Here is a 26,561-nt window from a genome sequence, read left to right on the forward strand (position 1 = left end):
AGGTTTGGTAAAAATAAATGTCAGTACATACCGAAGAACAGGGCTCGTCGCTTGATACAGTAAAGCTCGTTATTGCCATTGCCTTGCTGCTTGCGGGGATTGTTGGCTTCTACTATTTCGAAAGCTGGCAGGGTCAACCTGTTTCTGTTCTATTCCGTGTCTTAGGTTTATTAGCTGCTGTCGGTGCAGGTGTTGCTGTTGCGTTGTCGAGTCTTTCTGGTAAGCGTTTGTTGAGTTTCATGCACGACTCGCGCCTCGAAGTTCGCAAAATGGTATGGCCTACCCGTGCTGAAACGCTGCAAACCACTTTAATGGTGATGGTCATCGTCATAATCCTTTCCATCTTCCTCTGGGGTGTTGATTCCCTGCTTGGTTGGGGAGTCAGAAGTCTGCTTGGTGGGGGAGGTGTCTAATGGCAATGCGCTGGTATGTTGTGCAAGCCTATTCTGGTTTTGAAAATCAAGTAAAGCGCTCGCTTGAAGAGCGCCTTGTGCGTTTTGAATTACAAGACGCTTTTGGTCGTGTGCTCGTTCCTACAGAAGAAGTCGTGGAAATGCGTGATGGTCAGAAGCGTAAAAGCGAGCGTAAATTCTTTCCTGGCTATGTCTTGGTAGAAATGGAAATGAATGATGAAACGTGGCACATGGTAAAAGAAACACCTAAAGTGCTGGGTTTCATTGGTGGTAAGGCCGATAAGCCAGCCCCGATTACGCAAAAAGAAGTCGATAACATCATGCGTCGAGTGGAAGAAGGGGCTGAAAAGCCACGCCCTAAAGTCCTCTTCGATGCGGGTGAAGTCGTGCGTGTTACTGATGGGCCATTTAAGGATTTCAACGGCGTGGTCGAAGAAGTCAATTACGAAAAAAGCCGCCTGTTGGTTGCCGTGCAAATTTTTGGTCGCTCAACGCCCGTTGAGTTGGAGTTCTATCAGGTCGAAAAAGCCTGATCAGATAGTCACGGGGAGCCGTCAGGCGCTATTACCCATTTATAGGAAAGTATCATGGCAAAGAAAGTCATCGCCTTTATCAAGCTGCAAGTTCCGGCTGGTAAAGCAAACCCAAGCCCACCAATCGGTCCTGCGCTGGGTCAACGTGGTCTGAACATCATGGAATTCTGCAAAGCATTCAATGCGGCGACACAGAACCTTGAAGTCGGTCTGCCTACGCCTGTCGTCATTACTGCGTATAGCGACAAAAGCTTTACGTTTGTGATGAAAACCACACCGGCTTCCGTTCTGCTGAAAAAAGCAGTCGGCATCAAGTCTGGTAGTGCTAAGCCGAATAGCAACAAAGTGGGTAAAGTCACCGTTGCGCAACTGGAAGAAATTGCTAAAGCAAAAACACCAGATTTGACAGCAGCTAGCATGGAAGCGGCGATCCGCACCATCGCAGGAACTGCTCGTAGTATGGGTCTTGAAGTGGAGGGTTTGTAAGATGGCAAAGCTGACTAAACGCCAAAAAGCGATTGCTGAGAAAATCGATCGCACCAAGTCTTACGGTATTGCTGATGCACTGGATACCCTGAAATCTCTGCCGCGTGCAAAGTTTCTGGAAAGCGTTGACGTGAGTTTCAACCTCGGTGTTGACCCACGTAAATCTGACCAAGTAGTGCGTGGTTCTACCGTATTACCAAACGGTAACGGTAAAACAGTCCGCGTTGCAGTTTTTGCGCAAGGTGCAAATGCTGAAGCAGCGACTGCTGCTGGTGCAGACATCGTTGGTTTTGATGACTTGGCCGCTGAAATTAAAGCAGGCAAGATGGATTTTGACGTGGTTATTGCCAGCCCAGACGCGATGCGTGTCGTGGGTCAGTTGGGTCAAATTCTCGGTCCGCGTGGTTTGATGCCTAACCCGAAAGTTGGCACTGTGACTCCTGACGTTGCTGGCGCTGTCCGCAATGCTAAGGCTGGTCAAGTCCGTTACCGTACAGACAAGGGTGGTATCATCCATTGTTCCGTTGGTAATGTGGATTTTGATACCGATAAGTTGGTTGGCAACATCAATGCGCTGGTAGCGGATTTGGTAAAAATGAAGCCATCCACTTCCAAAGGTATCTACCTGAAGAAAGTTTCTGTATCCACCACGATGGGTACTGGTTTGACAGTCGATAACGCATCACTGTCTTACTAATGGATTGGGGCGATAACGCCCTATTCTCCGTTTCCAAGGATGGAAACAGCCTCAAGGCAAAAAGATATACAGGATGTATGTCGTCAGAGACCGTAGGTGCTTCTTTAAGAGGCTTAATGGTTCTACATTTAATAATGTAGAGAACCTGCGCAGATGGCGTTCCCCGAGTCAGTAAGATGGTTTGGGACGCTGTTTCCTTCGCAAACCGGACAACCGGTACGTGATCGATAAATGGTGGATTATCCGCCAAACCAGGAGTAGATAACGTGGCATTAACACTGCAAGAGAAAAAAGAGATTGTCTCTGAAGTGGCCGCAGTTGCTGCAAGTGCTTATTCTGCGGTAGCTGCTGAGTACCGTGGATTGACCGTAGCTCAACTCACTACGTTGCGTCAAAACGCACGTAAGAATGGGGTGTACCTGCGTGTTGTGAAGAATAATCTGGCGCGAATCGCTGTTAAAGGTACTGCTTTCGAGTGTATCCAAGACGGTTTGGTTGGCCCGTTGGTATTGGCGTTTTCTCAGGAAGACCCAGGCTCAGCGGCACGTCTGATTAAAGACTTCAAGAAAGACAAAGCCCATGACAAGATGGAAGTAAAGTTCGTCGCTATCGACGGCGCTATGCTCCCAGCTTCTGAATTGGATCGTCTGGCGAAATTGCCAACCCGCGATCAGGCACTGGCCACCTTGGCTGCTGTCCTGCGTGCACCGTTGGATAAATTCGCTCGCACTCTTGCTGCATTGCGTGACCAAAAAGCTGAAGCCGCTGGCATTAGCTTAGATTGATTACTGATTTAGGTTTTGGAGAAAGAAAATGGCTTGTACTAAAGACGATATGTTGGAAACCTTTGCCAACATGACTGTAACTGAAATCGTTGATCTGATTTCAGCGATCGAAGAAAAGTTTGGCGTAACTGCGGCAGTTTCTGTTGCTGCGGGGCCTGTTGCTGAAGCGGCTGCGGTCGTTGAAGAACAAACTGAATTCAACGTTGTAATGACTAGCTTTGGTGCTAACAAAATCAACGTTATCAAAGTTGTCCGTGGCGCAACCGGTCTGGGCTTGAAAGAAGCGAAAGACATGGTTGAAGGCGTTCCTTCTGTTGTGAAGGAAGCAGCAAGCAAGGATGACGCAGCTAAGTTGAAAGCAGAGCTAGAAGCCGCAGGCGCTACTGTCGAACTCAAGTAAGATTGAGGGCGAGCGTGTTGCACGGCAACTAGTTCTTACATACCTTGCAGGCTGGCAGTACATAAGTACTGTCGGCCTTTTCTCGCTTATTAGAGCGAGTGAAAAAATCCGGCAGTGTTGTTGTGAGCCGGGGTTCTGATTCCAGAGAGGAAAGACGATGGGACTGAGTTATACCGAAAAGAAACGGATCCGCAAAGACTTTGGGAAACGGCCACAGATACTGGAAGTGCCTAACCTGCTTACCATTCAGTTAGACTCCTATCGACATTTCCTGCAATTGGAAAAACCCGTCGCAGAGCGCCGAGAAGTGGGTTTGCACGCGGCTTTTTCCTCGGTGTTCCCGATTATCAGCTACAACAACTATGTTGCGCTGGAATATGCAGATTATCGTTTGGCTGAGCCTGTGTTTGATGTGCAGGAATGCCAGTTGCGTGGTTTAACGTTTGCTACATCTCTGCGTGTAAAATTGCGTTTGGTCATTTATGACAAAGACGCCCCTGCGGATGCCAAAGTGGTTAAGGCCATTAAAGAGCAGGACGTTTATCTCGGCGAATTGCCGCTGATGACGGATAAAGGCACATTTATTATTAACGGTACTGAGCGTGTGATCGTTTCTCAGTTACACCGTTCACCCGGCGTGTTCTTTGAACATGATAAGGGCAAATCCAATTCCGCTGGTAAGTTGCTGCACAGTGCACGCGTTATTCCTTACCGTGGTTCGTGGTTGGACTTCGAGTTTGACCCTAAAGATTCCATTTTTGTGCGTATTGACCGTCGTCGCAAATTGCCTGCGACTATTTTGTTGCGTGCATTGGGAATGCAGAACGAAGGCATCTTGGATGTATTCTTCGATAAAACGGCTGTGCATTTGAGCGATAGCAGTGTGGAAATGGAGTTGATTCCAGAGCGCTTGCGGGGCGATTTGGCTTCGTTTGACATTATGCTGGACGGGCAGATTTTAGTCGAAACAGGTCGCCGCGTGACGGCTAAGCACATTCGCCAATTAGAAAAGTCTGGGATGAACAAGCTGGTCGTCCCCAGCGAATACATGAATGGCAAGATTCTGGCGCAAAACATCATTGATTCCTCTACGGGCGAACTACTGGCTTCTGCGAATGATGAAGTTACCGCTGCATTGCTGGAAAAGTTGCGTGACAATGATGTTAAAGCATTCAATATTCTTTATACCAACGAATTAGATCGTGGCCCATTCGTCTCGAATACGCTGAAAATTGATCCAAGCACCAGCCAACTGGAAGCACAGATCGAAATTTATCGCATGATGCGTCCCGGTGAACCCCCGACGAAAGAAGCCGCAGAAAATCTGTTCAACAATCTGTTTTTCGTGGATGACCGTTATGACTTGTCCGGCGTGGGTCGGATGAAATTCAACCGTCGTTTGGGTCGTGAAGAGGCGACAGGTTCTGGTGTATTGGATCAGAACGATATTCTGGACGTGTTGAAAAAGCTGATCGACATCCGTGACGGTCGTGATGACGTGGATGACATTGATCACCTCGGCAATCGCCGCGTGCGTAGCGTCGGAGAGATGGCAGAAAATGCCTTCCGTGTCGGCTTGGTGCGTGTCGAACGTGCAGTCAAAGAACGCTTGACGATGGCGGAAAGTGAGGGCTTGATGCCGCAAGAACTGGTGAATTCTAAGCCAGTATCAGCAGCGATTAAAGAGTTTTTCGGCTCTAGCCAATTGTCCCAGTTCATGGATCAAAACAATCCACTCTCGGAAGTGACCCACAAGCGCCGTATTTCGGCGTTAGGGCCGGGCGGTTTGACTCGTGAACGTGCAGGCTTTGAGGTGCGCGACGTACATCCAACCCATTACGGTCGTGTATGCCCAATCGAAACACCGGAAGGCCCAAACATCGGTTTGATCAACTCCTTGGCGGTGTATGCGCGTACCAACGATTATGGTTTCTTAGAAACACCGTATCGCAAGGTTATCGACAGCAAGCCGACTATGCAAATCGACTATTTGTCAGCGATTGAAGAATCCAACTACGTGATTGCACAGGCGAGTGCGGAACTGGATGAAGAAGGTCGTTTGTCCGATGAGTTCGTTTCTTGCCGTCATCGTAATGAATTTACCTTGAAGCAAGCGATTGAAGTTCAATACATGGACGTATCGCCCAAGCAGATTGTATCGGTGGCAGCCTCGTTGATTCCGTTTTTGGAACACGATGACGCGAACCGCGCCTTGATGGGATCTAACATGCAACGTCAGGCAGTACCCTGCTTGCGTGCTGATAAACCTTTGTCCGGTACGGGGATGGAACGTGCAGTAGCGCAAGATTCCGGTTCAGCCGTTACCGCCCGTCGCGGTGGTTTGATTGACTCCGTGGATGCCGGTCGTGTTGTTGTGCGCGTGAATGACGATGAAGCCGATGAAGCACGCGGCGGTGTCGATATTTATAGCTTGATCAAGTACACCCGTTCCAATCAAAACACCTGCATTAACCAACGTCCGATCGTAAAAGTCGGTGATATGGTCGCGCGTGGTGACGTGTTGGCGGATGGTTCTTCCACGGACTTGGGTGAATTGGCGTTAGGGCAGAACATGTTCATCGCCTTCATGCCGTGGAATGGTTACAACTACGAAGACTCGATTTTGTTGTCTGAGCGCGTGGTTGATGAAGACCGTTACACGTCTATCCATATCGAAGAAATGTCTTGCTTGGCACGTGATACTAAGCTTGGGCCAGAAGAGATCACGGCGGATATTCCGAACGTGAGCGAAAGCTTACTGGCGAAGTTGGACGAATGCGGCATTATCCACGTTGGTGCGGAAGTCAAACCGGGTGATATTCTGGTCGGTAAGGTCACGCCAAAAGGCGAAAGCCAGTTAACCCCAGAAGAAAAGTTGTTGCGTGCGATCTTCGGTGAAAAAGCGTCTGACGTAAAAGATACCTCCTTGCGCGTACCAACGGGTATGGCGGGTACGGTGATCGACGTGCGCGTGTTCACCCGTGACGGCGTAGAACGTGATGCACGTGCCTTGGCGATTCAGGAAGAAGACCTGAAGAAAGTTCGTAAAGACTTACGTGACGAACTGCGTATTTACGAAGCGGACATTTTCGACCGTTTTGCGAAACTGGTGATTGGTAAAGAAGCGTTGGGTGGCCCTAGCCGTTTGACATCTGGCACAGTCGTCACGGAATCTTATCTGGATAATCTGGAGAAGAAGGATTGGTTCGCCATCCGTATGCAGGACGAGGAAGTGAATCTCCAACTCGAATCGCTGTCTCACCAGATCGACGAGAAGAAAAAGCACTACGAAACGCGTCTGCACAAGCAACGTGACAAACTCATGGCGGGCGATGACCTCGCGCCGGGTGTGTTGAAAATGGTCAAGGTGTACATTGCGGTGAAACGCCGGATGCAGCCGGGTGATAAAATGGCGGGTCGTCACGGTAACAAGGGTGTGGTTTCACGCATTGTGCCGGTTGAAGACATGCCATACCTCGCCAATGGTCAGACCGTTGACATCGTATTGAACCCGTTGGGCGTTCCATCCCGGATGAACGTTGGTCAGGTTCTGGAAACGCACTTAGGTTGGGCGGCAAAAGGCTTGGGCGAAAAAATTGCTCGCATGATCGACACCAAGGCGAAGATTGATGAATTGCGTCAATTCATCAGCGAAATCTACGCCACGGGCGGTAATCCGAACCAAGATGAAGTCATTGCCGAATTGAGTGATGCTGAGGTCGTCACCTTGGCGAACAACCTGCGTAAGGGTGTGCCCATGGCGACACAGGTCTTTGACGGTGCTGATGAAGCTGAAATCAAAGCGATGTTGCGCTTGGCGGACTTGCCTGAAAGCGGTCAAACCCAATTGTGTGACGGTCGTACCGGCGATCTATTTGAGCGTAAAGTAACCGTGGGTTACATGCACATGCTCAAACTGAACCACTTGGTCGATGACAAGATGCACGCACGTTCTACAGGTCCCTACAGCCTTGTTACCCAGCAACCGTTGGGTGGTAAAGCGCAATTCGGTGGTCAGCGTTTCGGGGAGATGGAGGTTTGGGCACTGGAAGCTTACGGTGCAGCCTATACCTTGCAGGAAATGCTCACGGTTAAGTCGGATGACGTTAATGGGCGTAACAAGATGTATAAAAACATCGTGGACGGCGACCACTATATGGAAGCGAGTATGCCTGAGTCCTTCAACGTCTTGATGAAGGAAATCCGCTCACTTGGTCTGAATATCGAACTGGAACGGGATTAATACAGGATTGATTGGCGATGAAAGATTTATTGAATTTCCACAAGAAAGAGCAGGAAACCCAAGACTTTGATGCGATCAAGGTCGGTTTGGCTTCCCCTGAGATTATCCGTTCGTGGTCTTTTGGCGAAGTCAAAAAGCCCGAAACCATCAATTACCGTACTTTCAAGCCGGAACGTGACGGTTTGTTCTGCGCCAAAATTTTTGGCCCGGTGAAAGACTACGAATGCTTGTGTGGTAAATACAAGCGTTTGAAACACCGTGGCGTGGTGTGCGAAAAGTGTGGTGTAGAAGTTACCCAGACTAAAGTACGCCGTGACCGCATGGGTCATATTGATTTGGCAAGCCCAGTTGCGCACATCTGGTTTTTGAAATCGCTGCCATCCCGTATCGGTTTGTTGCTGGATATGACATTGCGTGATATTGAGCGCATCCTGTATTTCGAGACCTTCGTAGTGACTGAGCCGGGCATGACAACGCTGGAGCGTGGTCAATTGCTGGGCGATGAAGCGTACTTGGAAGCGGTAGAAGAATTCGGTGATGAATTTGAAGCCAGTATGGGTGCGGAAGCGGTGTTAGAACTGCTGAAAACCACTGATCTCAAAGAAGAAGTTGCGCGGATGCGTGAAGAAATCGCTGAGACAGGTTCTGAAACCAAACTGAAGCGTTTAGGCAAACGTCTGAAACTGATGGAATCCTTCATCAATTCCGGCAACAAGCCTGAGTGGATGATCATGACGGTGCTACCTGTATTGCCACCCGATTTGCGTCCATTAGTGCCATTGGATGGTGGTCGTTTCGCCACGTCCGACCTGAATGACCTCTATCGTCGCGTCATTAACCGTAACAACCGTTTGAAGCGTTTGTTAGAGCTGAATGCGCCAGATATTATCGTGCGCAACGAAAAGCGTATGTTGCAAGAGTCTGTGGATGCGCTGCTGGATAACGGGCGTCGCGGTCGTGCGATTACGGGTTCTAACAAGCGTCCGCTGAAATCCTTGTCCGACATGATCAAGGGTAAGCAAGGGCGTTTCCGTCAGAACTTATTGGGTAAACGGGTCGACTACTCTGGTCGTTCGGTTATCGTGGTCGGCCCTGCATTGCGTTTGCATCAGTGCGGTCTGCCGAAGAAAATGGCATTGGAACTGTTCAAACCGTTTATTTTTGGCAAGTTGCAACGCCGTGGTTTGGCAACCACCATTAAAGCGGCGAAGAAATTGGTTGAACGCGAAACGGCTGAAGTGTGGGACATCCTCGCGGAAGTTATCCGTGAACATCCGGTCATGCTCAACCGCGCACCCACCTTGCACCGTTTGGGGATTCAGGCGTTCGAGCCGACCTTGATCGAAGGTAAAGCGATTCAGTTGCATCCACTGGTTTGTTCAGCGCTCAACGCGGACTTCGACGGTGACCAGATGGCGGTACACGTACCGTTGTCACTGGAAGCGCAGTTGGAAGCGCGTACTCTGATGATGGCGACTAACAACGTCTTGTCACCGGCGAACGGCGAACCGATCATTGTGCCGTCGCAAGACATCGTTTTGGGTCTGTATTACATGACCCGTGATGCGATCAATGCGAAAGGCGAGGGTATGATCTTCGCTGACCCGCAGGAAGTGCAACGCGCTTATGACACGGGCAATGCGTCCTTGCACGCCAAAGTCAAAGTACGGATTACTGATAGCATCAAAGACGAAGACGGTGAATTCATCAAGCGTACCCGCGTGTTGGATACCACGGTTGGTCGTGCCTTGTTGACTACGATCATGCCGGAAGGTCTGCCGTTTGAACTGTTTAATACCGTTCTGAAGAAAAAAGCGATTTCCAAGCTGATCAACGAAGCGTACCGCCGTGTCGGTTTGAAAGCTGCGGTCGTGTTTGCTGACCAATTGATGTATACCGGTTATCGTTATGCAACCCGTGCTGGCGTATCGTTCTGCGCGGATGACATGATGATCCCGGAAAAGAAAGCCGGTTTGTTGGCAGAAGCCGAAGAAGCTGTTTTGGAAATTCAAAAGCAGTTTTCCAGCGGTTTAGTGACCCAAGGCGAACGCTACAACAAGGTCGTTGACATTTGGGCAAGTACCAATGAAAAAGTCGCGAAAGCGATGATGGAAAAAATTGGTAAACAAGAAGTTATTGATGCGGAAGGGAATTTGGTTTACCAAGAATCCTTTAACTCCATCTATATGATGGCGGATTCTGGGGCGCGGGGTTCTGCGGCACAGATTCGTCAGTTGGCGGGGATGCGGGGTTTGATGGCAAAACCGGATGGTTCGATCATCGAAACACCGATTACCTCGAACTTCCGTGAAGGGTTGAACGTCCTGCAATACTTTATCTCGACGCACGGTGCGCGGAAAGGTTTGGCGGATACCGCACTGAAGACCGCAAACTCCGGTTACCTGACACGTCGTTTGGTTGACGTGGCACAAGATATGGTAGTCACGATTGATGACTGCGGTACGGTCAAAGGCATTAAAATGCGCCCGATCATCGAAGGTGGTGACGTGGTAGAAGCCTTAGCCGAACGCGTATTGGGTCGTGTGGTGGCGCAAGACGTTACCCGTGGCGACGAGGTGTTGATTCCAGCCGGTACGTTCTTGGATGAAGCATGGGTCAAGCAGATTGACGCGCTGGCGGTTGATGAAATCGTGGTACGTTCTGCGATCACTTGCGAAACCCGGTACGGTGTGTGCAAACATTGCTACGGACGTGACTTGGCACGTGGGCACTTGGTGGGCAAGGGTGAGGCTGTCGGGGTTATTGCCGCACAGTCCATCGGCGAACCGGGTACTCAGTTGACCATGCGTACCTTCCACATCGGGGGTGCGGCGAGCCGGTCGGCAGCAGAAAATAGCATTGCGGTTAAATCCGGTGGTCAGGTTCACTTGTTGAACGTGAAAACTGTACGTAATAAAGATGGCAAGTTAGTGGTAGTGTCACGTTCCGGTGAACTCGGCGTAGTCGATACCAGCGGGCGTGATAAAGAACGTTACAAACTGACTTACGGTGCAATCCTCTCCGTTGAACAATACGGTGAAGTGTTGCCGGGTCAGGAAGTGGCAACGTGGGATCCGCATACCCATCCGATTATTTCCGAGGTGGCGGGTCAGGTCAATTTCAGTGACTTCATTGATAACGTGACCGTACAGACTAAAGTGGACGAGATGACCGGTTTGTCTTCCATCGAAGTCATGGATCCTAAAAACCGTCCAGCGGCAGGTCGCGAATTGCGTCCAACCGTGCGTTTGTTGGACGAACGTGGCGACAGTGTGTTCTTTGAAGGTACGCGCATTCCGGTGCAATATCCTTTGCCTGCCGGTGCAATCGTCAGCTCTACGAATGGTGCAACGGTACAGGTGGGTGAGGTTGTGGCACGTCTGCCGCAAGCATCCTCCAAAACGCGTGACATCACGGGTGGTTTACCACGGGTTGCGGACTTGTTTGAGGCGCGTAAGCCGAAAGACGGCGCGATTCTTGCCGAAAAAACCGGTACGATTTCTTTTGGTAAAGAAACCAAGGGTAAGCAACGCGTGATTATCACTGGCGAAGACGGTGAGCATTACGAGGAGCTGATCCCTAAATGGCGTAATCTGGATGTGTTTGAGGGTGAGAAACTCAACCGTGGTGAAGTTATCGCCGACGGTGAGCCGAATCCGCATGACATCCTGCGCTTGTTGGGTGCGACTGCACTGGCAGAATATCAAGCCAAGGAAATCCAAGACGTTTACCGTCTGCAAGGCGTAAAGATCAACGACAAGCACATCGAAGTCATTGTGCGTCAGATGATGCGTAAGGTCGAGGTGATTGATCCGGGTGATAGCAAGTTCTTGCGTGGTGAACAAGCCGATTACTGGCGCGTGGTGAACACGAACAAGGAATTGGAAGCCGAAGGCAAGCTCAGAATTGTGTATGAGCGCTTGCTGATGGGCATCACTAAAGCATCCTTGGTGACGGACTCCTTTGTATCAGCGGCGTCCTTCCAAGAGACTACACGCGTTCTGACGGAGGCTGCGGTACGTGGTGCGCGTGATGAGCTGCGTGGTTTGAAAGAAAACGTTATTGTGGGACGTCTGATTCCGGCAGGTACGGGTCTGGCTTACCACGATGATCGTCGTAGCCAGCGTAATGAGTTTGCTTATGAGCGTCCAGCCCCGATTGAAACCATCAGTTTTGGTGAGCCGCTAGACATGGATTCTGATTGATCATTCAATCAAGTTTTCGATTTAACTGACTGATCGGGAAAACTTCCTTGACAGGAAGCTCCCTGATCCCTAAAATCTGGCGTCCTTAAACAGACCGATTTTCGGTCTGTTGCTTTTATGGGGACAAGGCAAGCCAGGCAGGTTCCTCGTGATTCCAGGAGACAATTTCAGGATATGGCAACAGTAAACCAATTGGTGCGTAAGCCGCGCCAAAGCAAAGTAGAGAAAAGCAAGGTGCCAGCGCTAGAGGCTTGTCCGCAGCGCCGTGGTGTTTGCACCCGTGTTTATACAACCACGCCTAAGAAGCCGAACTCCGCTATGCGTAAGGTTGCTCGTGTGCGTCTGACCAATGGTTTTGAAGTCACCAGTTATATTGGTGGTGAAGGCCATAATCTCCAGGAACACTCGGTTGTACTGATTCGCGGCGGTCGTGTAAAAGACCTTCCGGGTGTCCGTTACCATACAGTTCGTGGTAGTCTGGATACACAGGGTGTCAAAAACCGTAAGCAGGCTCGTTCCAAGTACGGCACGAAGCGTCCTAAGAAGTAATTCACAGGTGATATGAATCATGCCTAGAAGAAGAGAAGTCCCCAAACGCATCGTGCTGCCCGATCCTAAATTCGGAAGCCAATTGCTGACTAAATTCATGAATGCCATCATGCAAGATGGTAAAAAGTCTGCCGCTGAAAAAATCATTTACGGTGCGTTGACTGAAATTGCTGGCAAGAAAGGCGGCGATGGTATTGAAGTGCTGGAATACGCGCTGGATAACGTCCGTCCTGCAGTAGAAGTTAAATCCCGCCGTGTCGGTGGTGCAACTTACCAAGTGCCGGTAGAAGTACGTCCTTCACGTCAAAATGCGCTGGCTATGCGTTGGTTGATTGATGCGGCTCGCAAACGTGGTGAAAAATCCATGGCGCGTAAGCTGGCAGGTGAATTGATGGATGCTTCTGAAAAGCGTGGTACTGCTGTGAAGAAGCGTGAAGACGTGCATCGCATGGCAGAAGCCAATAAAGCTTTCGCACACTTCCGTTGGTAATGGCAAGAGTGACCATCAGTGGCACGTAGCACCCCTATTGAGCAGTACCGTAATATCGGCATCATGGCACACATTGATGCGGGTAAAACCACTGCCACTGAGCGCATTCTGTTTTATACGGGTGTGTCTCATAAAATTGGGGAGGTGCATGATGGCGCTGCGACCATGGACTGGATGGAGCAGGAGCGTGAGCGTGGTATTACTATTACCTCCGCTGCTACTACCTGTTTTTGGTCGGGAATGGATAAGCAGTTTCCACTGCATCGTATTAATATTATCGACACGCCAGGACACGTCGACTTCACCATTGAAGTAGAGCGTTCATTGCGGGTGTTGGATGGTGCAATGTTTGTGCTGTGTGCCGTCGGTGGTGTGCAGCCGCAGTCGGAAACGGTGTGGCGGCAGGCGAATAAGTATCATGTGCCGCGCATGGCTTTCGTCAACAAGATGGATCGTTCTGGTGCAAACTTCCTGCGCGTCTATGAGCAGTTGAAGGCTAAGCTGAACGCTAATCCTGTACCGTTACAACTGCCCATTGGGGCAGAAGAGGATTTTGCTGGTGTCGTTGATCTGATTCGCATGAAAGCAATCATGTGGAATGAGGCTGATAAAGGTGTTACCTATGAAGCTGTTGATATTCCGGCTGATATGGTGGCTGCTTGTCAGGAGTGGCGCGAAAAAATGGTTGAGGCTGCTGCCGAAGCCGATGATATTTTGATGGATAAATACCTTGAAGAAGGGGATTTGTCCACAGAAGAGATTATTGCTGGTTTGCGTAAGCGTACCATTAATCTTGAAATTATCCCGATGACCTGTGGCTCGGCATTCAAGAATAAGGGCGTGCAAGCGGCACTCGATAAGATTGTTGAGTTACTGCCCTCACCGCTGGATGTGCCTGCGATTAAGGGTCATCTGGATGATAAGGCGGAAACTGAGGCGGAGCGTCATGCGAGTGATGACGAGCCGTTTGCTGCATTAGCTTTCAAGATTGCGACTGACCCATTTGTGGGCACATTGACGTTCTTCCGGGTATACTCTGGTGTGTTGACATCACAAAGTGCTGTCTACAATCCTGTTAAAGGTAAACGTGAGCGTATTGGACGTTTGGTGCAAATGCACTCGAATGCGCGTGAAGACATTGATGAAGTACGTGCGGGTGATATTGCGGCTGCTGTCGGTCTGAAGGACGTGACAACGGGCGATACGTTGTGTGACATGAGTCGTGTCATTACCTTGGAAAAGATGGATTTTCCTGAGCCAGTGATCGCGGTAGCCGTTGAGCCAAAGTCTAAGGCTGACCAAGAACGTATGGGTATTGCGCTGAGTAAGCTCGCGCAGGAAGATCCTTCGTTCCGTGTGCGCACTGACGAAGAGACTGGGCAAACCATTATCGCTGGTATGGGCGAATTGCACTTAGAAATCATCGTGGATCGAATGCTGCGTGAGTTCAAAGTCAACTGTAATGTGGGTGCGCCCCAAGTAGCTTACCGTGAAACCATCCGTAAGATGGTTGAGGTTGAGGGTAAGTTTGTGCGTCAGTCCGGTGGGCGCGGGCAGTATGGTCACGTTTGGCTGCGTCTTGAGCCACTAGGCGAAGCAGAAGGCTACAAATTTGAAAATGCCTTGGTGGGTGGTGTTGTGCCGAAAGAATTCGTGCCAGCCGTCGACAAGGGCGTGCAAGAGCAAATGGGTAATGGCGTATTGGTCGGTTTCCCACTAGTCGATATGAAAGTCACCCTATTTGATGGGTCTTATCATGATGTCGATTCCAGTGAAATGGCATTTAAGATTGCAGGCTCTATAGCACTCCGGCAGGGGGTTATGGATGCTGCTCCGGCTCTCCTAGAGCCAGTGATGAAGGTTGAAGTGACTACGCCTGATGAGTATATGGGCGATGTTATCGGTGATCTGAACCGCCGCCGTGGTGTCATTCAAGGTATGGATGAAGAAAGCGGCAGTTTGGTGGTGCGAGCAGAAGTGCCGTTGGGTGAAATGTTTGGTTATGCAACTGACCTACGTTCTGCTACCCAAGGTCGTGCTGCTTACAGCATGGAGTTTGTGCGCTATGCAGACGCACCTGCTACTGTGACGCAAGCGGTGATAAGAAAAGTGAAAGGTGAGTAACGATACACTTGAGTGTCGGTACTATGTGCATTTGAAATGAAAAACGGTCTGCGTTTTGCGATCCGTGAAGGTGGTCGTACTGTCGGCACCGATGTTGTTGCTAAAATTATTGAGTAATAGTTATGTCTGATCAAAGAATCCGTATTCGCCTGAAAGCATTCGATCATCGTCTGATTGACCGTTCTGCGACTGAGATCGTCGAAACAGCCAAGCGGACAGGTGCACGTGTCAAAGGGCCAATCCCTTTGCCTACACGTATCGAACGTTACACCATTCTGGTTTCTCCGCATGTTGATAAAGATGCGCGTGACCAGTATGAGATCCGTACTTACAAGCGTCTGATGGATATTATTGATCCGACTGACAAGACTGTTGATGCCCTGATGAAGCTGGATTTGGCTGCGGGCGTTGACGTGCAAATCAAGCTTAACTGATTTGTAAAAAGATCATAGACGGCAGAAGATTTTCTGCTATAATGCGCGGCTTTCCACGGCTCGACTCATGTCGAGCCGAGTTTTTCTAGAAGTATAGAATGAAAGTTGCTCGGTGTGAGTAATTCGAAGAGGTATGCAAATGGCTATCGGTCTGCTGGGTCGCAAAGTAGGTATGACCCGGATATACGGTGAAGATGGAGGTTCAACCCCCGTCACTGTGCTTGAGATTGCGGCGAACCGTGTATCACAAGTCAAGACGGTAGAAACGGATGGCTATAGTGCTATTCAGTTGTCTACAGGCGAGAAAAAGTCTTCCCGCGTTTCCAAGTCGGAAGCTGGTCATTTTGCCAAAGCAGGTGTGCCTGCCGGTACTTGTGTTCGTGAGTCGCGTATTGAAGATGCGTCAGGTTACGAACTGGGTGCTGAGCTTGCAGTAAGCATGTTTGAGGCAGGTCAAATGGTTGATGTGACTGGCGTTAGCAAAGGTAAAGGTTTTGCTGGTGTTTTGAAGCGTCATCATTTTGCTGGTCAAGACCGCACACATGGTAACTCTTTGTCACACCGGGTTCCGGGTTCCATTGGTCAGAACCAAACGCCAGGCCGGGTATTCCCAGGCAAAAAAATGGCTGGTCATATGGGTGCTGTACAGCGTACTGCCCAGAATCTGCAAGTGGTACGTGTAGACGCTGAGCGCAATCTGTTGTTAGTTAAGGGTGCTGTTCCAGGCGCTACTAACGGCGATGTGGTTGTCAAGCTGTCGGTCAAGGCATAAAGGTGGCAGCAATGGAATTACAGATTGCAAATGGTGGCTCTGTCGCGGTAAGCGATGAGATTTTTGCGCGCGAGTTTAACGAAGGTCTGGTGCATCAGGCGGTTGTTGCTTATATGGCAGCAGGTCGTGCGGGTACTAAAGCACAAAAGACGCGTTCTGATGTGAGCGGTGGTGGCTGTAAGCCTTTCAAACAGAAAGGCACTGGTCGCGCACGTGCAGGTAGTATCCGTAGCCCATTGTGGCGTACAGGTGGTAAGTCTTTTGCAGCACGTCCCCGTGACTTCACGCAGAAGCTGAATAAGAAAATGTACCGCGCAGCTATGCGGGCGATTTTCTCTGAATTGTTGCGTCAAGACCGTTTCTTGGTGGTGGATTCTTTTAATATTGAAGAACCTAAAACCAAATTAATGCTGGCAAAGCTGAAAGAGTATGGTTCTAATGATGTGCTGCTGGTGTCTGATGTAGATGATGTTAATGTGTTGCTGTCTGCTCGCAACATCCCTTACTGTGAAGTTACTACGGTTGCGGGTTTGAATCCGGTTAGCTTGGTAGGTCATCAGAAGGTTGTGGTGACAACGGGTGCAGTAAGCAAAATTCAGGAGTGGCTGGCATGAGTGTAGAACGTCTCTATCATGTTTTGGTTGCGCCGCGTGTGACAGAAAAAACTGTCCGTGCTACTGAAAAAGCAAACCAGTACGTGTTTAAGGTTGCTAAAACAGCGACCAAACAAGAAATCAAGGATGCTGTCGAGACTTTATTTGAAGTCAAAGTTGATAAGGTTCGCACCATCAACATGAAAGGCAAGCAGAAGAACTTTGGGCGTCGTGGCGGTCAGCGTAACGACTGGAAAAAGGCTTATATTAGCCTGTCCGAAGGTTTCTCTCTGGATGCGGCAGCGGAATAAGGCAAGGGTGAATCATGGCAGTCGTTAAGGCAAAACCAACCTCCCCAGGGCGTCGCTTCCAGGTTAAGGTTGTTAACAAAGAATTACATAAGGGCGAACCTTGTAAGAGTTTGTTAGAAAACAAGCGTAAGAGTGGTGGTCGTAATAACACCGGTCGTATTACAGTTCGTCATGTAGGTGGTGGTCATCGTCAGCACTACCGTCTTATTGATTTTAAGCGTCGTAAAGATGATATTCCGGCGCGTGTTGAGCGTTTGGAGTATGACCCTAACCGTAGTGCTAACATTGCATTGCTGTTGTATGCCGATGGTGAACGTCGTTATATCATCGCACCTAAAGGCTTAAGTGCCGGTGCAGATGTTATTTCTGGTGTTCATGCGCCGATTGCTGCTGGTAACTGCCTGCCAATGCGCAACATCCCTGTGGGTAGCGTAATTCACTGCATTGAAATGAAAATCGGCAAAGGTGCTCAATTAGCGCGTAGTGCGGGTGCTTCTGCTCAATTAGTAGCGCGTGAAGGTGCTTATGCTACCATTCGTCTGCGTTCAGGCGAGATGCGTAAAGTTCCAATTGACTGCCGTGCGACGGTTGGTGAAGTCGGTAACTCTGAGCATGGTCTGATTAAGCTAGGTAAAGCTGGTGCGAAGCGCTGGCGTGGTGTTCGTCCTACCGTCCGTGGTGTGGTCATGAACCCAGTAGACCATCCACACGGTGGTGGTGAAGGTCGTACATCTGGTGGTCGTCACCCTGTTACTCCTTGGGGTGTTCCAACCAAGGGTTACAAGACTCGTAGCAACAAACGCACTGACAATATGATTGTCCGTCGCCGGAACAAGAAGTAAGAGGATTAAACAGTGCCACGTTCACTCAAAAAAGGTCCTTTCGTTGACCATCATCTGATGAAGAAGATCGAAACCGCTAAAGCAGCTAACGATCGTCGTCCAATCAAAACATGGTCACGCCGCTCCATGATCCTGCCCGAATTTATCGGCTTGACAGTGGCAGTACACAACGGCAAGCAGCATGTTCCGGTGCTGGTTAATGAAAATATGGTAGGCCATAAGTTGGGTGAGTTTGCACTGACCCGTTCTTACCGTGGTCACGTTGCCGACAAGAAGTCGAAGTAAGAGGTCGAAATGGAAATTGCAGCACATTTGCGTTTTGCGCGTATTTCACCTCAGAAGTGCCGACTGGTCGCTGATCAGATTCGTGGACTGCCGGTGGACAAAGCACTGAATATTCTGGCGTTTAGCCCGAAGAAAGGTGCGGCGATGCTGAAGAAAGTTCTGGAGTCTGCGATTGCTAACGCTGAACACAATGACGGTGCCGATGTGGACGAATTGTGCATTAAGTGCGTATTCGTTGATCAAGGTCCAACCATGAAGCGTATCATGCCGCGTGCTAAAGGTCGTGCTAACCGCATCCTGAAGCGCACCAGTCACATTACCGTCGCTGTAGGCGAGAAGTAAGGTTTAGTATGGGTCAGAAAGTACATCCAACCGGTATCCGTCTTGGTATCGCCACCGACTGGCGCTCTAAGTGGTACGCTGAAGGCAAGGATTATGCCGACTTCCTATTTAAAGATTTGGAAGTGCGCACATTCTTGAAAAAGAAGCTGAAAGAAGCTTCGGTTAGTCGCATTCAAATTGAGCGTCCTGCAAAATCTGCATTCATTACCATTCACACGGCGCGTCCGGGTGTGGTTATTGGTAAGAAGGGCGAAGATATTGAGAAGCTCCGCGCAGAAACGGCTGCAAAGCTGGGCTTGCACGTCAATAACGTGAAGCTGAATATCGAAGAAATTCGTAAGCCTGAATTGGATTCTCAATTGGTTGCGGAAAGCATTGCTAGCCAGCTTGAGCGTCGTATCATGTTCCGCCGCGCTGCGAAGCGTGCTGTTGCGAACGCGATGCGCTTAGGTGCGTTAGGCATCAAAGTTTGTGTGGCAGGTCGTTTGAATGGTGCAGAAATCGCGCGGACTGAGTTTTTCCGTGAAGGTCGTGTGCCGCTTCATACGCTGCGTGCTGACATCGACTATGCAACTGCGGAAGCTCTCACCACCTATGGTATCATCGGTGTGAAAGTTTGGATCTACAAGGGCGAAGTCTTCGACCTGGAACAGAAACAGCAATCTAGCCAAAGCCAGAATCAAGGCCAAGGCAGAAAGAAGAAGTGATAGAGGTTTGAGATGTTACAACCCAAGAGAACCAAATTCCGCAAACAGATGAAAGGCCGCAATCGTGGTCTGGCATTGGCGGGCAGCAAAGTCAGCTTCGGCGATTTCGGACTAAAAACGGTAGAACGCGGTCGCTTGACGGCACGTCAAATTGAATCGGCACGTCGTGCTATCAACCGTTATGTACGTCGTGGCGGTAAAATCTGGATTCGCGTGTTCCCGGACAAGCCAATCAGCAAAAAGCCGTTGGAAGTTCGTCAAGGTAAAGGTAAAGGGAACGTTGAATACTGGGTGGCACTGGTTCAGCCTGGCAAGGTTCTCTACGAAATTGAAGGTGTGGCAGAAGAAATTGCACGCGAGGCTTTCCGTCTTGCCTCTGCAAAGCTGCCGGTTAAGACTACATTTGTTTCCCGTCAGGTGATGTGATGAACGCAGCAGAACTTAAGCAAAAATCAGCTACTGAGCTTAAAGCCGAGCTGGTAGAAAACCTGAAGGAGCAGTTCAAGCTGCGTATGCAAAAAGCCGCTGGCCAGTTATCACGTCCTTCCGAAGTGAAGCGTGTGCGTCGTCAGATTGCCCGTATCAAGACAGTGCTTGCACAAAAGCAAGTGGCAGGTGAATAACGATGACTGTTAGCGAAGAAGCAAAAGTTGAACGCAGCCTGATGGGTCGTGTAGTCAGTAACAAGATGGACAAGTCAATTGTGGTGCTGATGGAACGTCAAGTAAAGCACCCGATGTACGGTAAGTTCATTAAGCGTTCTAAAAAATACCATGTTCACGACGAAAACAATGAATGTCGTGAAGGTGATACCGTAATGTTCAAGGAATGCCGTCCTTTGTCTAAAACAAAGCACTGGACCTTGATCAAAGTTGTTGAACGCGCCCCAGGCCAAGCATAAGGGACGGAGAACGTAAATGATCCAGATGCAATCCATTCTGCTAGTTGCAGATAATAGTGGTGCCAAACGAGTTATGTGCATCAAAGTTCTGGGCGGTTCTCATCGTCGTTATGCAGGCATTGGTGACATCATCAAAGTCAGCATCAAAGATGCGATTCCGCGTGGTAAGGTCAAGAAAGGCGATGTCTACAACGCTGTGATCGTGCGTACTGCCCACGGTGTACGTCGTAATGACGGTTCTAAGATCCGTTTTGACAATAATGCCGCAGTCTTGCTGAACAACAAGCTCGACCCCATCGGCACACGTATTTTTGGGCCTGTCACACGCGAATTGCGTGGTGAAAAGTTCATGAAGATTATTTCTCTGGCACCTGAAGTGCTGTAAGACTGCAACGACAGAAGTAGGTGACGAAATGCGTAAAATTCGCAGCAATGACGAAGTAGTTGTCATCACCGGCAAAGATAAAGGCCGTCGCGGCAAGATCATGCAGGTGTTGGTAGACGAAGGTAAGGTTTTGGTTCAAGGTATTAATCGTGTTAAAAAACACGTTAAGCCTAACCCAAATGCAGGTGTTCAAGGTGGCATTATTGAAAAAGAAATGCCGATGGATACTTCAAATGTGATGCTGGTCAACCCTGCTACTGGCAAGGGTGACCGCGTTGGATTCAAGCTCCTGGACGATGGTAAGAAAATCCGTGTCTTTAAGTCCAATGGTGAGCGCGTAGACGCTTAAGGTGTAAAATGTCGAGACTGCAACAGTATTACCGCGATACTGTCATCAAGGAATTGATGGACAAGTTCGGGTACAACAATGTGATGGAAGTGCCGAAGTTGGTAAAAGTCAGCCTGAACATGGGTTTAGGTGAAGCTGTCGGTGATAAAAAAATTATTGAACATGCAACGGGTGATATGTCTAAAATCGCGGGTCAAAAACCTGTGGTGACATTGAGTCGTAAATCAGTTGCGGGTTTCAAAATTCGTGACGGTTGGCCGATTGGCTGCATGGTAACGCTTCGTGGCGAAAAAATGTACGAGTTCATTGATCGTCTCGTTAATATTTCCATCCCCCGTATCCGTGACTTTCGTGGTCTCAATGCCCGTGCATTTGATGGACGTGGCAACTACAACATGGGCATCAAAGAACAGATCATCTTCCCAGAGATCGAGTACGACAAAATTGATGTGCTGCGTGGTATGAATATTACGATTGCGACCACCGCAAAAAACAACGAAGAAGGGAAGGCACTGCTCGAAGCATTCAAATTCCCTTTCCGTCAGCAGTAAGAGGATAAGATCACATGGCTAAGAAATCCATGATCGCTCGTGAAACACGCCGTACTGCTGCTGTCGCAAAATTCGCAGCTAAGCGTGATGAACTAAAAGCTATCATTAGCAGCCCTGACAGCTCGTTTGAAGCTGTGATGGAAGCAAACGAAAAGTTGCAAAAGTTACCACGTGACAGCAGCCCGGTTCGTCAAATGACCCGTTGCCGTCTGACCGGTCGTCCACATGCCGTTTACCGCAAATTCGGCCTGTGCCGTAATAAATTGCGCGAAGCTGCGATGCGTGGCGATGTGCCTGGTTTGACCAAAGCAAGTTGGTAAGGGAGAAACAAAATGAGTATGAGTGATCCTATCGCCGACATGCTGACCCGCATTCGTAACGGTCAAATGGCAACTAAGGCGAGCGTTAAATTTCCGTCTTCTAAACAGAAAACGGCAATTCTAGAAGTATTACAAAGTGAAGGCTATGTTGCTGAGTTTGCAACAGATGCAGTTGATGGCAAGCCTGTTACAACAGTTAAGCTGAAGTATTTTCAAGGCAAGCCAGTTATCACTAAAGTGAAGCGCATTAGCCGTCCCGGTTTGCGTATTTTCCGTGGTGCAGATGAACTGCCGACAGTTATGGGTGGCTACGGTGTTTCTATCGTTTCCACATCCAAAGGTGTCATGAGTGGTCGCGTAGCCAAGGCTTCTGGTCAGGGCGGCGAAGTCATTTGCACGGTTGAATAAAGGCGGGCTTTGAAATGTCTAGAATTGCAAAGAAAGCGCTGACTGTGCCACAAGGCGTAGAAGTCAGCATTAGCGGGCAAAGCCTGAAAGTCAAAGGTGGCAAAGGCTCTTTTGATTTCGCAGTGCACGATGCCGTAGAAGTTTCACAAGAAGACAATGTACTGAAGTTTAAAGCTAAGCGTGACGGCGATTCTGCCGGTTGGGCATTAGCGGGTACTACACGCGCATTGGCAAACAACATGGTGATTGGCGTTAGCCAAGGCTTTGAGAAAAAATTGCAGTTGGTCGGGGTCGGTTATCGTGCCCAAGCGCAAGGCAATAAATTAAATCTCAGCTTGGGTTTCTCCCACCCTGTGGTACACGATATGCCAGAAGGCATTACGGTCGAGACCCCTAGTCAGACAGAAATTCTGATCCGTGGTAGCGATAAGCAGAAAGTTGGTCAAGTTGCGGCAGAAGTTCGTGCATACCGTCCACCAGAGCCTTACAAAGGCAAAGGTGTGAAGTATTCAGACGAAGTTATTCTGCGTAAAGAGACCAAGAAGAAGTAAGGTGAACTAAAGATGGACAAGAAAACATCCCGCATCCGTCGTGGTAAGCGTAGCCGCATGAAAATGCGTGAGTTGCGTGTTAACCGTCTGAGTATTCACCGTACTTCTCTGCATATCTATGCACAAGTGGTGACTTCTGATGGTTCTCAAGTGCTGGCTTCAGCTTCCACGCTGGATAAAGACCTGAAAGCAGGTCTGGACTACACCGGCAACGTCGCCGCTGCTATCGCAGTCGGTAAGTTGGTTGCTGAGCGTGCATTGGCAAAAGGTATTGACGCGGTTGCTTTTGATCGCTCTGGTTTTAAATATCATGGTCGCATCAAGGCGCTGGCAGATAGCGCTCGTGAAGCCGGTCTGAAATTCTAAGGATTTATCATGGCGAAGGCAGAACATACATCAGCACCGTCCGACGGCTTGCAAGAAAAGTTGGTTAAAGTTAACCGCGTTGCTAAGACCGTTAAGGGTGGTCGTATCATGAGTTTCACTGCGTTAACCGTAGTGGGCGATGGTAATGGTCGCGTTGGTTTTGGTTACGGTAAGGCGCGTGAAGTGCCTGCTGCTATTCAAAAAGCAATGGATCAAGCACGTCGTAACATGGTGACAGTTTCTTTGGTAGACGGTACCTTGCAATACCCTATCAAATACGAACAGGGCGCAGCACGCATTTACATGCAGCCAGCTTCTGAAGGTACAGGCGTTATCGCCGGTGGTGCGATGCGTGCAGTTCTAGAAGTTGCGGGGGTACGTAACGTACTCTCCAAATGCCAAGGTACACGTAATGCAGGCAATGTGGTGCGTACTACTATCGCTGCACTGGGTTCAATGCAATCACCTGAAATGATTGCGGCGAAACGTGGTAAAGCCATTGCAGACATTAAGGGGTAAACAATGACTTCCGCGAAACAACTCAAAGTGACGTTATACCGCAGTCTGAATGGTCGCTTGAAAGCGCATCAGCAGTGTGCGCGTGGTCTTGGTATCCGTAAGATTCACAATGCTATTACTGTGATTGATACCCCTGAAAACCGTGGCATGATCAATAAGATTTCTTACATGCTCAAGGTTGAGGAAGCTTAAGATGAAATTGAATACGCTACAACCTGAATTAGGTAGCCGCCCTGAGCGTACCCGTGTAGGCCGTGGTATTGGCTCTGGTCTAGGTAAGACTGCTGGTCGTGGTCACAAAGGTCAAAAGTCTCGTAAAGGTGGTTTCCATCACCGTAAGGGCTTCGAGGGTGGTCAGATGCCGATGCATCGTCGTCTGCCTAAGTTTGGCTTTACTTCACGCATTGGTCAGCGCACCGCTGAAGTTCGTTTGGGCGAGTTGGCTCAGATCGAAGGCGATGTTATTGATCTGGCTGGTCTGATTGCTGCGAATGTGGTTGATGCGCGTACCTTACAAGCTAAAATCATTCTTTCTGGTGAAGTTGCGAAAGCAGTCACTGTAAAGGGTGTTGGCGTGACTAAGGGCGCACGTGCCGCTATCGAAGCAGCAGGCGGCAAAATCGAAGAATAACGGATAAAAAATATGCGCAAGAACCCTACAGGTTCCCTTGGGGGCTTCGGAAATATGGTCGAGATTCGCCAGCGGTTAGTTTTTGTACTGCTGGCGTTGATCGTTTACCGGATTGGTACTTATATCCCTGTTCCGGGTGTAAACCCCGCAGCGATGGCGCAATTTTTCGACCAGAATAACGGCACAATCCTTGGTGTCTTTAACATGTTTTCAGGCGGTGCATTGCAGCGCTTGAGTATATTTGCGCTAGGTATTATGCCGTACATTTCGGCTTCCATCATCATGCAGTTGATGGCAACCGTGATTCCTACTTTCGAGCAAATTAAGAAAGAAGGGGAATCGGGTCGTCGTAAAATTACTCAGTATACGCGTTATGGTACGGTCGTTCTTGCTTTGTTCCAGAGCTTTGGTGTGGCGATTGCGTTAGGTGGTACGGATGCTGGTAATGGTCAAACAATTGCGTTGAACCCAGGTATCGGCTTTACCATTACAACGGTAGTTACACTGGTAACAGGTACGCTGTTTTTGATGTGGTTGGGCGAGCAGATTACTGAGCGTGGCATTGGTAATGGTATCTCCTTGATTATTTTTGCGGGTATCGTTGCTGGTTTGCCTGCTGCGATTGGTGGCACATTGGAACTGGTTAATACTGGCGAGCTGCATTCTTTATTTGTCATTGGTTTGTTATCGCTGGTTTTGGCAGTGACGGCATTGGTTATTTTCGTTGAACGTGGGCAACGCCGTATTACGGTGAACTATGCCAATCGTCAACAAGGTCGTAAGATGATGCAAGGGCAGTCCAGTCACTTACCCTTAAAGCTCAATATGGCAGGGGTTATCCCACCGATTTTTGCTTCCAGTATCATTCTGTTTCCGGCGACATTGGGTCAATGGTTTGGGAATGCGTCTGGTATGGGCTGGTTGAAAGGCTTCTTTGACATGTTAAAGCCGGGTGAGCCGGTTTATGTCTTGCTTTATGCCACAGCTATTGTATTCTTCTGCTTCTTCTACACAGCCTTGGTTTTCAACTCGCGTGAAACCGCTGAAAATTTGAAGAAAGCAGGTGCATTTATCCCCGGCATTAGACCCGGTGAACAAACATCTAAATATATTGATGGTGTCATGACTCGCTTAACCGCAGTTGGTGCTATCTACATTACATTGGTCTGTCTGCTGCCTGAATTTCTGATTCTGGTCTGGAAAGTTCCCTTCTATTTTGGGGGTACTTCGCTGCTGATCATCGTGGTTGTGGTCATGGACTTTTTGTCTCAATTACAAGCGCACATGATGTCACACCAATACGAAGGTCTGATGAAAAAGGCCAATTTCAAAGCGCAGACACGCCCCGGCACTGTGCGCTGATTTGATCATTTCGAGAGGTTTTTATCATGAAGGTTCGAGCTTCAGTTAAAAAATTGTGCCGTAACTGCCGCGTTGTTCGCAGGCACGGTGTAGTTCGTATTATCTGTTCTGACCCACGCCACAAACAGCGTCAAGGTTAAGAGTCGATTTAGGTTGATAATTAAAAGGGGTTCTGGCACAATCGCCCGTTTTCCCGGTAGTCTGGAGAGATTTTAATGGCTCGTATTGCGGGTATCAATCTTCCTGTTAATAAACACGTAGTGATCGGTTTGACCGCCATTTATGGCGTTGGTCGTCCACGTGCTATTGACATTTGTAAGGCGGCGGATGTTGTGTCAAGCACCAAAATTCGTGACCTGAGTGAAGATCAAGTTGAACGTCTTCGTCTTGAGGTAGGAAAGCTCCTAGTTGAAGGCGATTTGCGTCGTGAAGTTTCCATGAGCATCAAACGTTTGATGGACATGGGTTGCTATCGTGGCATCCGTCACAGACGTGGTCTACCGATGCGCGGTCAGCGTACCAAGACCAATGCGCGTACCCGTAAAGGGCCGCGTCGTCCTATTCGCAAATAATACATCGATTGCAGGTAGAGTAAGTAATGGCAAGACAGCCTAGAAAAGGTGCAACTGTTAATCTTCGCAAGAAGATCAAGAAAACTGTCACTGACGGTGTTGCACACGTCCATGCATCATTTAATAACACTATTGTGACTATCACAGACCGCCAAGGCAATGCGCTGGCATGGGCTACCTCCGGTGGTTCAGGTTTTCGTGGTTCACGTAAAAGCACCCCGTTTGCTGCACAGGTTGCTGCGGAACGTGCGGGTAATGCAGCGAAGGATTATGGTTTGAAGAACCTTGATGTTGAAGTTAAAGGTCCAGGTCCTGGTCGCGAATCCGCTGTGCGTGCCCTGAATAGCGTTGGCTTCAGGATTAATAGCATTGTGGATGTAACGCCGATCCCGCACAACGGCTGCCGTCCACCTAAGAAACGTCGTGTGTAGGAGA

The 26,561-nt window shown here is 49.2% G+C and carries 36 protein-coding genes; all 36 read left to right on the plus strand.

Annotated features, from left to right (window positions below):
* The first annotated feature begins 17 nt into the window (after positions 1–17).
* The 36 genes from secE to rpsK all read left to right on the plus strand — a co-directional run bounded on the left by secE (position 18) and on the right by rpsK (position 26,557).
* A complete protein-coding gene (secE, locus tag J1836_RS09505) occupies positions 18–413 on the plus strand; it encodes a preprotein translocase subunit SecE (RefSeq protein ID WP_207250880.1) in 396 nt (131 codons plus the stop codon).
* Positions 413–946 (plus strand): transcription termination/antitermination protein NusG, encoded by a 534-nt coding sequence (gene nusG / locus J1836_RS09510; RefSeq protein ID WP_207250881.1) that lies wholly within the window; start codon positions 413–415, stop codon positions 944–946. The genes secE and nusG overlap by 1 nt, the downstream gene beginning before the upstream one ends.
* A 54-nt stretch (positions 947–1,000) precedes the next feature.
* The gene (rplK, locus tag J1836_RS09515) at positions 1,001–1,432 is read left to right on the plus strand and encodes a 50S ribosomal protein L11 (RefSeq protein ID WP_093064440.1); all 432 of its coding nucleotides are present in this window, start codon (positions 1,001–1,003) and stop codon (positions 1,430–1,432) included.
* A 1-nt stretch (position 1,433) separates the two neighbouring features.
* The gene (rplA, locus tag J1836_RS09520) at positions 1,434–2,129 is read left to right on the plus strand and encodes a 50S ribosomal protein L1 (protein ID WP_207250882.1); all 696 of its coding nucleotides are present in this window, start codon (positions 1,434–1,436) and stop codon (positions 2,127–2,129) included.
* A 266-nt stretch (positions 2,130–2,395) separates the two neighbouring features.
* Positions 2,396–2,914 carry a 50S ribosomal protein L10 gene (gene rplJ, locus J1836_RS09525; RefSeq protein WP_202718504.1) on the plus strand — a complete coding sequence of 173 codons (519 nt, stop codon included), beginning with the start codon at positions 2,396–2,398 and terminating at the stop codon, positions 2,912–2,914.
* Positions 2,915–2,942: 28 nt separating this feature from the next.
* On the plus strand, positions 2,943–3,314 hold the full coding sequence (gene rplL, locus J1836_RS09530) for a 50S ribosomal protein L7/L12 (RefSeq protein WP_207250883.1): 372 nt from the start codon (positions 2,943–2,945) through the stop codon (positions 3,312–3,314).
* Between the two features lie 157 nt (positions 3,315–3,471).
* On the plus strand, positions 3,472–7,557 hold the full coding sequence (rpoB, locus tag J1836_RS09535) for a DNA-directed RNA polymerase subunit beta (protein ID WP_207250884.1): 4,086 nt from the start codon (positions 3,472–3,474) through the stop codon (positions 7,555–7,557).
* Positions 7,558–7,574: 17 nt separating this feature from the next.
* Positions 7,575–11,762, plus strand: coding sequence for a DNA-directed RNA polymerase subunit beta' (gene rpoC / locus J1836_RS09540; protein ID WP_207250885.1), 4,188 nt, complete (start codon positions 7,575–7,577; stop codon positions 11,760–11,762).
* 174 nt (positions 11,763–11,936) lie between these two features.
* Entirely contained in the window at positions 11,937–12,311 is a 375-nt protein-coding gene (gene rpsL, locus J1836_RS09545) for a 30S ribosomal protein S12 (RefSeq protein ID WP_028489190.1), read from the plus strand.
* A 19-nt stretch (positions 12,312–12,330) separates the two neighbouring features.
* On the plus strand, positions 12,331–12,801 hold the full coding sequence (rpsG, locus tag J1836_RS09550; RefSeq protein ID WP_093064453.1) for a 30S ribosomal protein S7: 471 nt from the start codon (positions 12,331–12,333) through the stop codon (positions 12,799–12,801).
* A gap of 18 nt (positions 12,802–12,819) precedes the next feature.
* Positions 12,820–14,925 carry an elongation factor G gene (fusA, locus tag J1836_RS09555; RefSeq protein WP_207250886.1) on the plus strand — a complete coding sequence of 702 codons (2,106 nt, stop codon included), beginning with the start codon at positions 12,820–12,822 and terminating at the stop codon, positions 14,923–14,925.
* Positions 14,926–15,047: 122 nt separating this feature from the next.
* Positions 15,048–15,359 carry a 30S ribosomal protein S10 gene (gene rpsJ, locus J1836_RS09560; RefSeq protein ID WP_028489194.1) on the plus strand — a complete coding sequence of 104 codons (312 nt, stop codon included), beginning with the start codon at positions 15,048–15,050 and terminating at the stop codon, positions 15,357–15,359.
* 139 nt (positions 15,360–15,498) lie between these two features.
* Complete coding sequence (gene rplC, locus J1836_RS09565) at positions 15,499–16,131, plus strand: 50S ribosomal protein L3 (RefSeq protein ID WP_207250887.1); 633 nt, start codon at positions 15,499–15,501, stop codon at positions 16,129–16,131.
* Positions 16,132–16,142: 11 nt separating this feature from the next.
* Positions 16,143–16,745 carry a 50S ribosomal protein L4 gene (gene rplD, locus J1836_RS09570; RefSeq protein WP_207250888.1) on the plus strand — a complete coding sequence of 201 codons (603 nt, stop codon included), beginning with the start codon at positions 16,143–16,145 and terminating at the stop codon, positions 16,743–16,745.
* Positions 16,742–17,035, plus strand: coding sequence for a 50S ribosomal protein L23 (rplW, locus tag J1836_RS09575; protein WP_202718497.1), 294 nt, complete (start codon positions 16,742–16,744; stop codon positions 17,033–17,035). Before rplD ends, rplW begins: the two co-directional genes overlap by 4 nt.
* A gap of 14 nt (positions 17,036–17,049) precedes the next feature.
* Positions 17,050–17,877: a 50S ribosomal protein L2 gene (gene rplB / locus J1836_RS09580; protein ID WP_207250889.1), complete on the plus strand. Its 828-nt coding sequence runs from the start codon at positions 17,050–17,052 to the stop codon at positions 17,875–17,877.
* Between the two features lie 12 nt (positions 17,878–17,889).
* Positions 17,890–18,162 (plus strand): 30S ribosomal protein S19, encoded by a 273-nt coding sequence (rpsS, locus tag J1836_RS09585; RefSeq protein ID WP_028489199.1) that lies wholly within the window; start codon positions 17,890–17,892, stop codon positions 18,160–18,162.
* A 9-nt stretch (positions 18,163–18,171) separates the two neighbouring features.
* A complete protein-coding gene (gene rplV, locus J1836_RS09590; RefSeq protein ID WP_207250890.1) occupies positions 18,172–18,504 on the plus strand; it encodes a 50S ribosomal protein L22 in 333 nt (110 codons plus the stop codon).
* Between the two features lie 8 nt (positions 18,505–18,512).
* Positions 18,513–19,211: a 30S ribosomal protein S3 gene (rpsC, locus tag J1836_RS09595; RefSeq protein ID WP_207250891.1), complete on the plus strand. Its 699-nt coding sequence runs from the start codon at positions 18,513–18,515 to the stop codon at positions 19,209–19,211.
* 12 nt (positions 19,212–19,223) lie between these two features.
* Positions 19,224–19,637 (plus strand): 50S ribosomal protein L16, encoded by a 414-nt coding sequence (rplP, locus tag J1836_RS09600; RefSeq protein ID WP_028489202.1) that lies wholly within the window; start codon positions 19,224–19,226, stop codon positions 19,635–19,637.
* The gene (gene rpmC, locus J1836_RS09605) at positions 19,637–19,834 is read left to right on the plus strand and encodes a 50S ribosomal protein L29 (RefSeq protein WP_093064471.1); all 198 of its coding nucleotides are present in this window, start codon (positions 19,637–19,639) and stop codon (positions 19,832–19,834) included. Before rplP ends, rpmC begins: the two co-directional genes overlap by 1 nt.
* Positions 19,835–19,836: 2 nt before the next feature.
* Positions 19,837–20,112, plus strand: coding sequence for a 30S ribosomal protein S17 (gene rpsQ, locus J1836_RS09610; RefSeq protein WP_093064473.1), 276 nt, complete (start codon positions 19,837–19,839; stop codon positions 20,110–20,112).
* A 16-nt stretch (positions 20,113–20,128) separates the two neighbouring features.
* Positions 20,129–20,497: a 50S ribosomal protein L14 gene (gene rplN, locus J1836_RS09615; RefSeq protein ID WP_028489205.1), complete on the plus strand. Its 369-nt coding sequence runs from the start codon at positions 20,129–20,131 to the stop codon at positions 20,495–20,497.
* A 28-nt stretch (positions 20,498–20,525) separates the two neighbouring features.
* Complete coding sequence (gene rplX, locus J1836_RS09620) at positions 20,526–20,846, plus strand: 50S ribosomal protein L24 (protein WP_093064477.1); 321 nt, start codon at positions 20,526–20,528, stop codon at positions 20,844–20,846.
* Between the two features lie 8 nt (positions 20,847–20,854).
* On the plus strand, positions 20,855–21,397 hold the full coding sequence (gene rplE / locus J1836_RS09625; RefSeq protein ID WP_207250892.1) for a 50S ribosomal protein L5: 543 nt from the start codon (positions 20,855–20,857) through the stop codon (positions 21,395–21,397).
* 14 nt (positions 21,398–21,411) lie between these two features.
* On the plus strand, positions 21,412–21,717 hold the full coding sequence (gene rpsN, locus J1836_RS09630) for a 30S ribosomal protein S14 (protein WP_028489208.1): 306 nt from the start codon (positions 21,412–21,414) through the stop codon (positions 21,715–21,717).
* 12 nt (positions 21,718–21,729) lie between these two features.
* A complete protein-coding gene (gene rpsH, locus J1836_RS09635) occupies positions 21,730–22,125 on the plus strand; it encodes a 30S ribosomal protein S8 (protein ID WP_202718488.1) in 396 nt (131 codons plus the stop codon).
* Positions 22,126–22,139: 14 nt separating this feature from the next.
* Positions 22,140–22,676: a 50S ribosomal protein L6 gene (gene rplF, locus J1836_RS09640; protein WP_207250893.1), complete on the plus strand. Its 537-nt coding sequence runs from the start codon at positions 22,140–22,142 to the stop codon at positions 22,674–22,676.
* A gap of 12 nt (positions 22,677–22,688) precedes the next feature.
* A complete protein-coding gene (gene rplR / locus J1836_RS09645; RefSeq protein WP_028489211.1) occupies positions 22,689–23,042 on the plus strand; it encodes a 50S ribosomal protein L18 in 354 nt (117 codons plus the stop codon).
* 9 nt (positions 23,043–23,051) lie between these two features.
* Positions 23,052–23,561, plus strand: coding sequence for a 30S ribosomal protein S5 (gene rpsE / locus J1836_RS09650; RefSeq protein WP_207250894.1), 510 nt, complete (start codon positions 23,052–23,054; stop codon positions 23,559–23,561).
* 3 nt (positions 23,562–23,564) lie between these two features.
* Positions 23,565–23,753: a 50S ribosomal protein L30 gene (gene rpmD / locus J1836_RS09655; RefSeq protein WP_207250895.1), complete on the plus strand. Its 189-nt coding sequence runs from the start codon at positions 23,565–23,567 to the stop codon at positions 23,751–23,753.
* A gap of 1 nt (position 23,754) precedes the next feature.
* A complete protein-coding gene (rplO, locus tag J1836_RS09660) occupies positions 23,755–24,192 on the plus strand; it encodes a 50S ribosomal protein L15 (RefSeq protein ID WP_207250896.1) in 438 nt (145 codons plus the stop codon).
* A 12-nt stretch (positions 24,193–24,204) separates the two neighbouring features.
* Positions 24,205–25,554, plus strand: a complete 1,350-nt coding sequence (secY, locus tag J1836_RS09665; RefSeq protein WP_207250897.1) for a preprotein translocase subunit SecY — start codon at positions 24,205–24,207, stop codon at positions 25,552–25,554.
* A 26-nt stretch (positions 25,555–25,580) separates the two neighbouring features.
* On the plus strand, positions 25,581–25,694 hold the full coding sequence (rpmJ, locus tag J1836_RS09670) for a 50S ribosomal protein L36 (RefSeq protein ID WP_202718481.1): 114 nt from the start codon (positions 25,581–25,583) through the stop codon (positions 25,692–25,694).
* A gap of 75 nt (positions 25,695–25,769) precedes the next feature.
* Entirely contained in the window at positions 25,770–26,126 is a 357-nt protein-coding gene (rpsM, locus tag J1836_RS09675; RefSeq protein WP_207250898.1) for a 30S ribosomal protein S13, read from the plus strand.
* Positions 26,127–26,152: 26 nt separating this feature from the next.
* Positions 26,153–26,557, plus strand: a complete 405-nt coding sequence (rpsK, locus tag J1836_RS09680) for a 30S ribosomal protein S11 (RefSeq protein ID WP_207250899.1) — start codon at positions 26,153–26,155, stop codon at positions 26,555–26,557.
* Positions 26,558–26,561: the final 4 nt, after the last annotated feature.

Origin of the sequence: Thiothrix fructosivorans, from assembly GCF_017349355.1 — a bacterium.
In the GTDB taxonomy this organism is placed as follows: Bacteria; Pseudomonadota; Gammaproteobacteria; order Thiotrichales; family Thiotrichaceae; genus Thiothrix; species Thiothrix fructosivorans.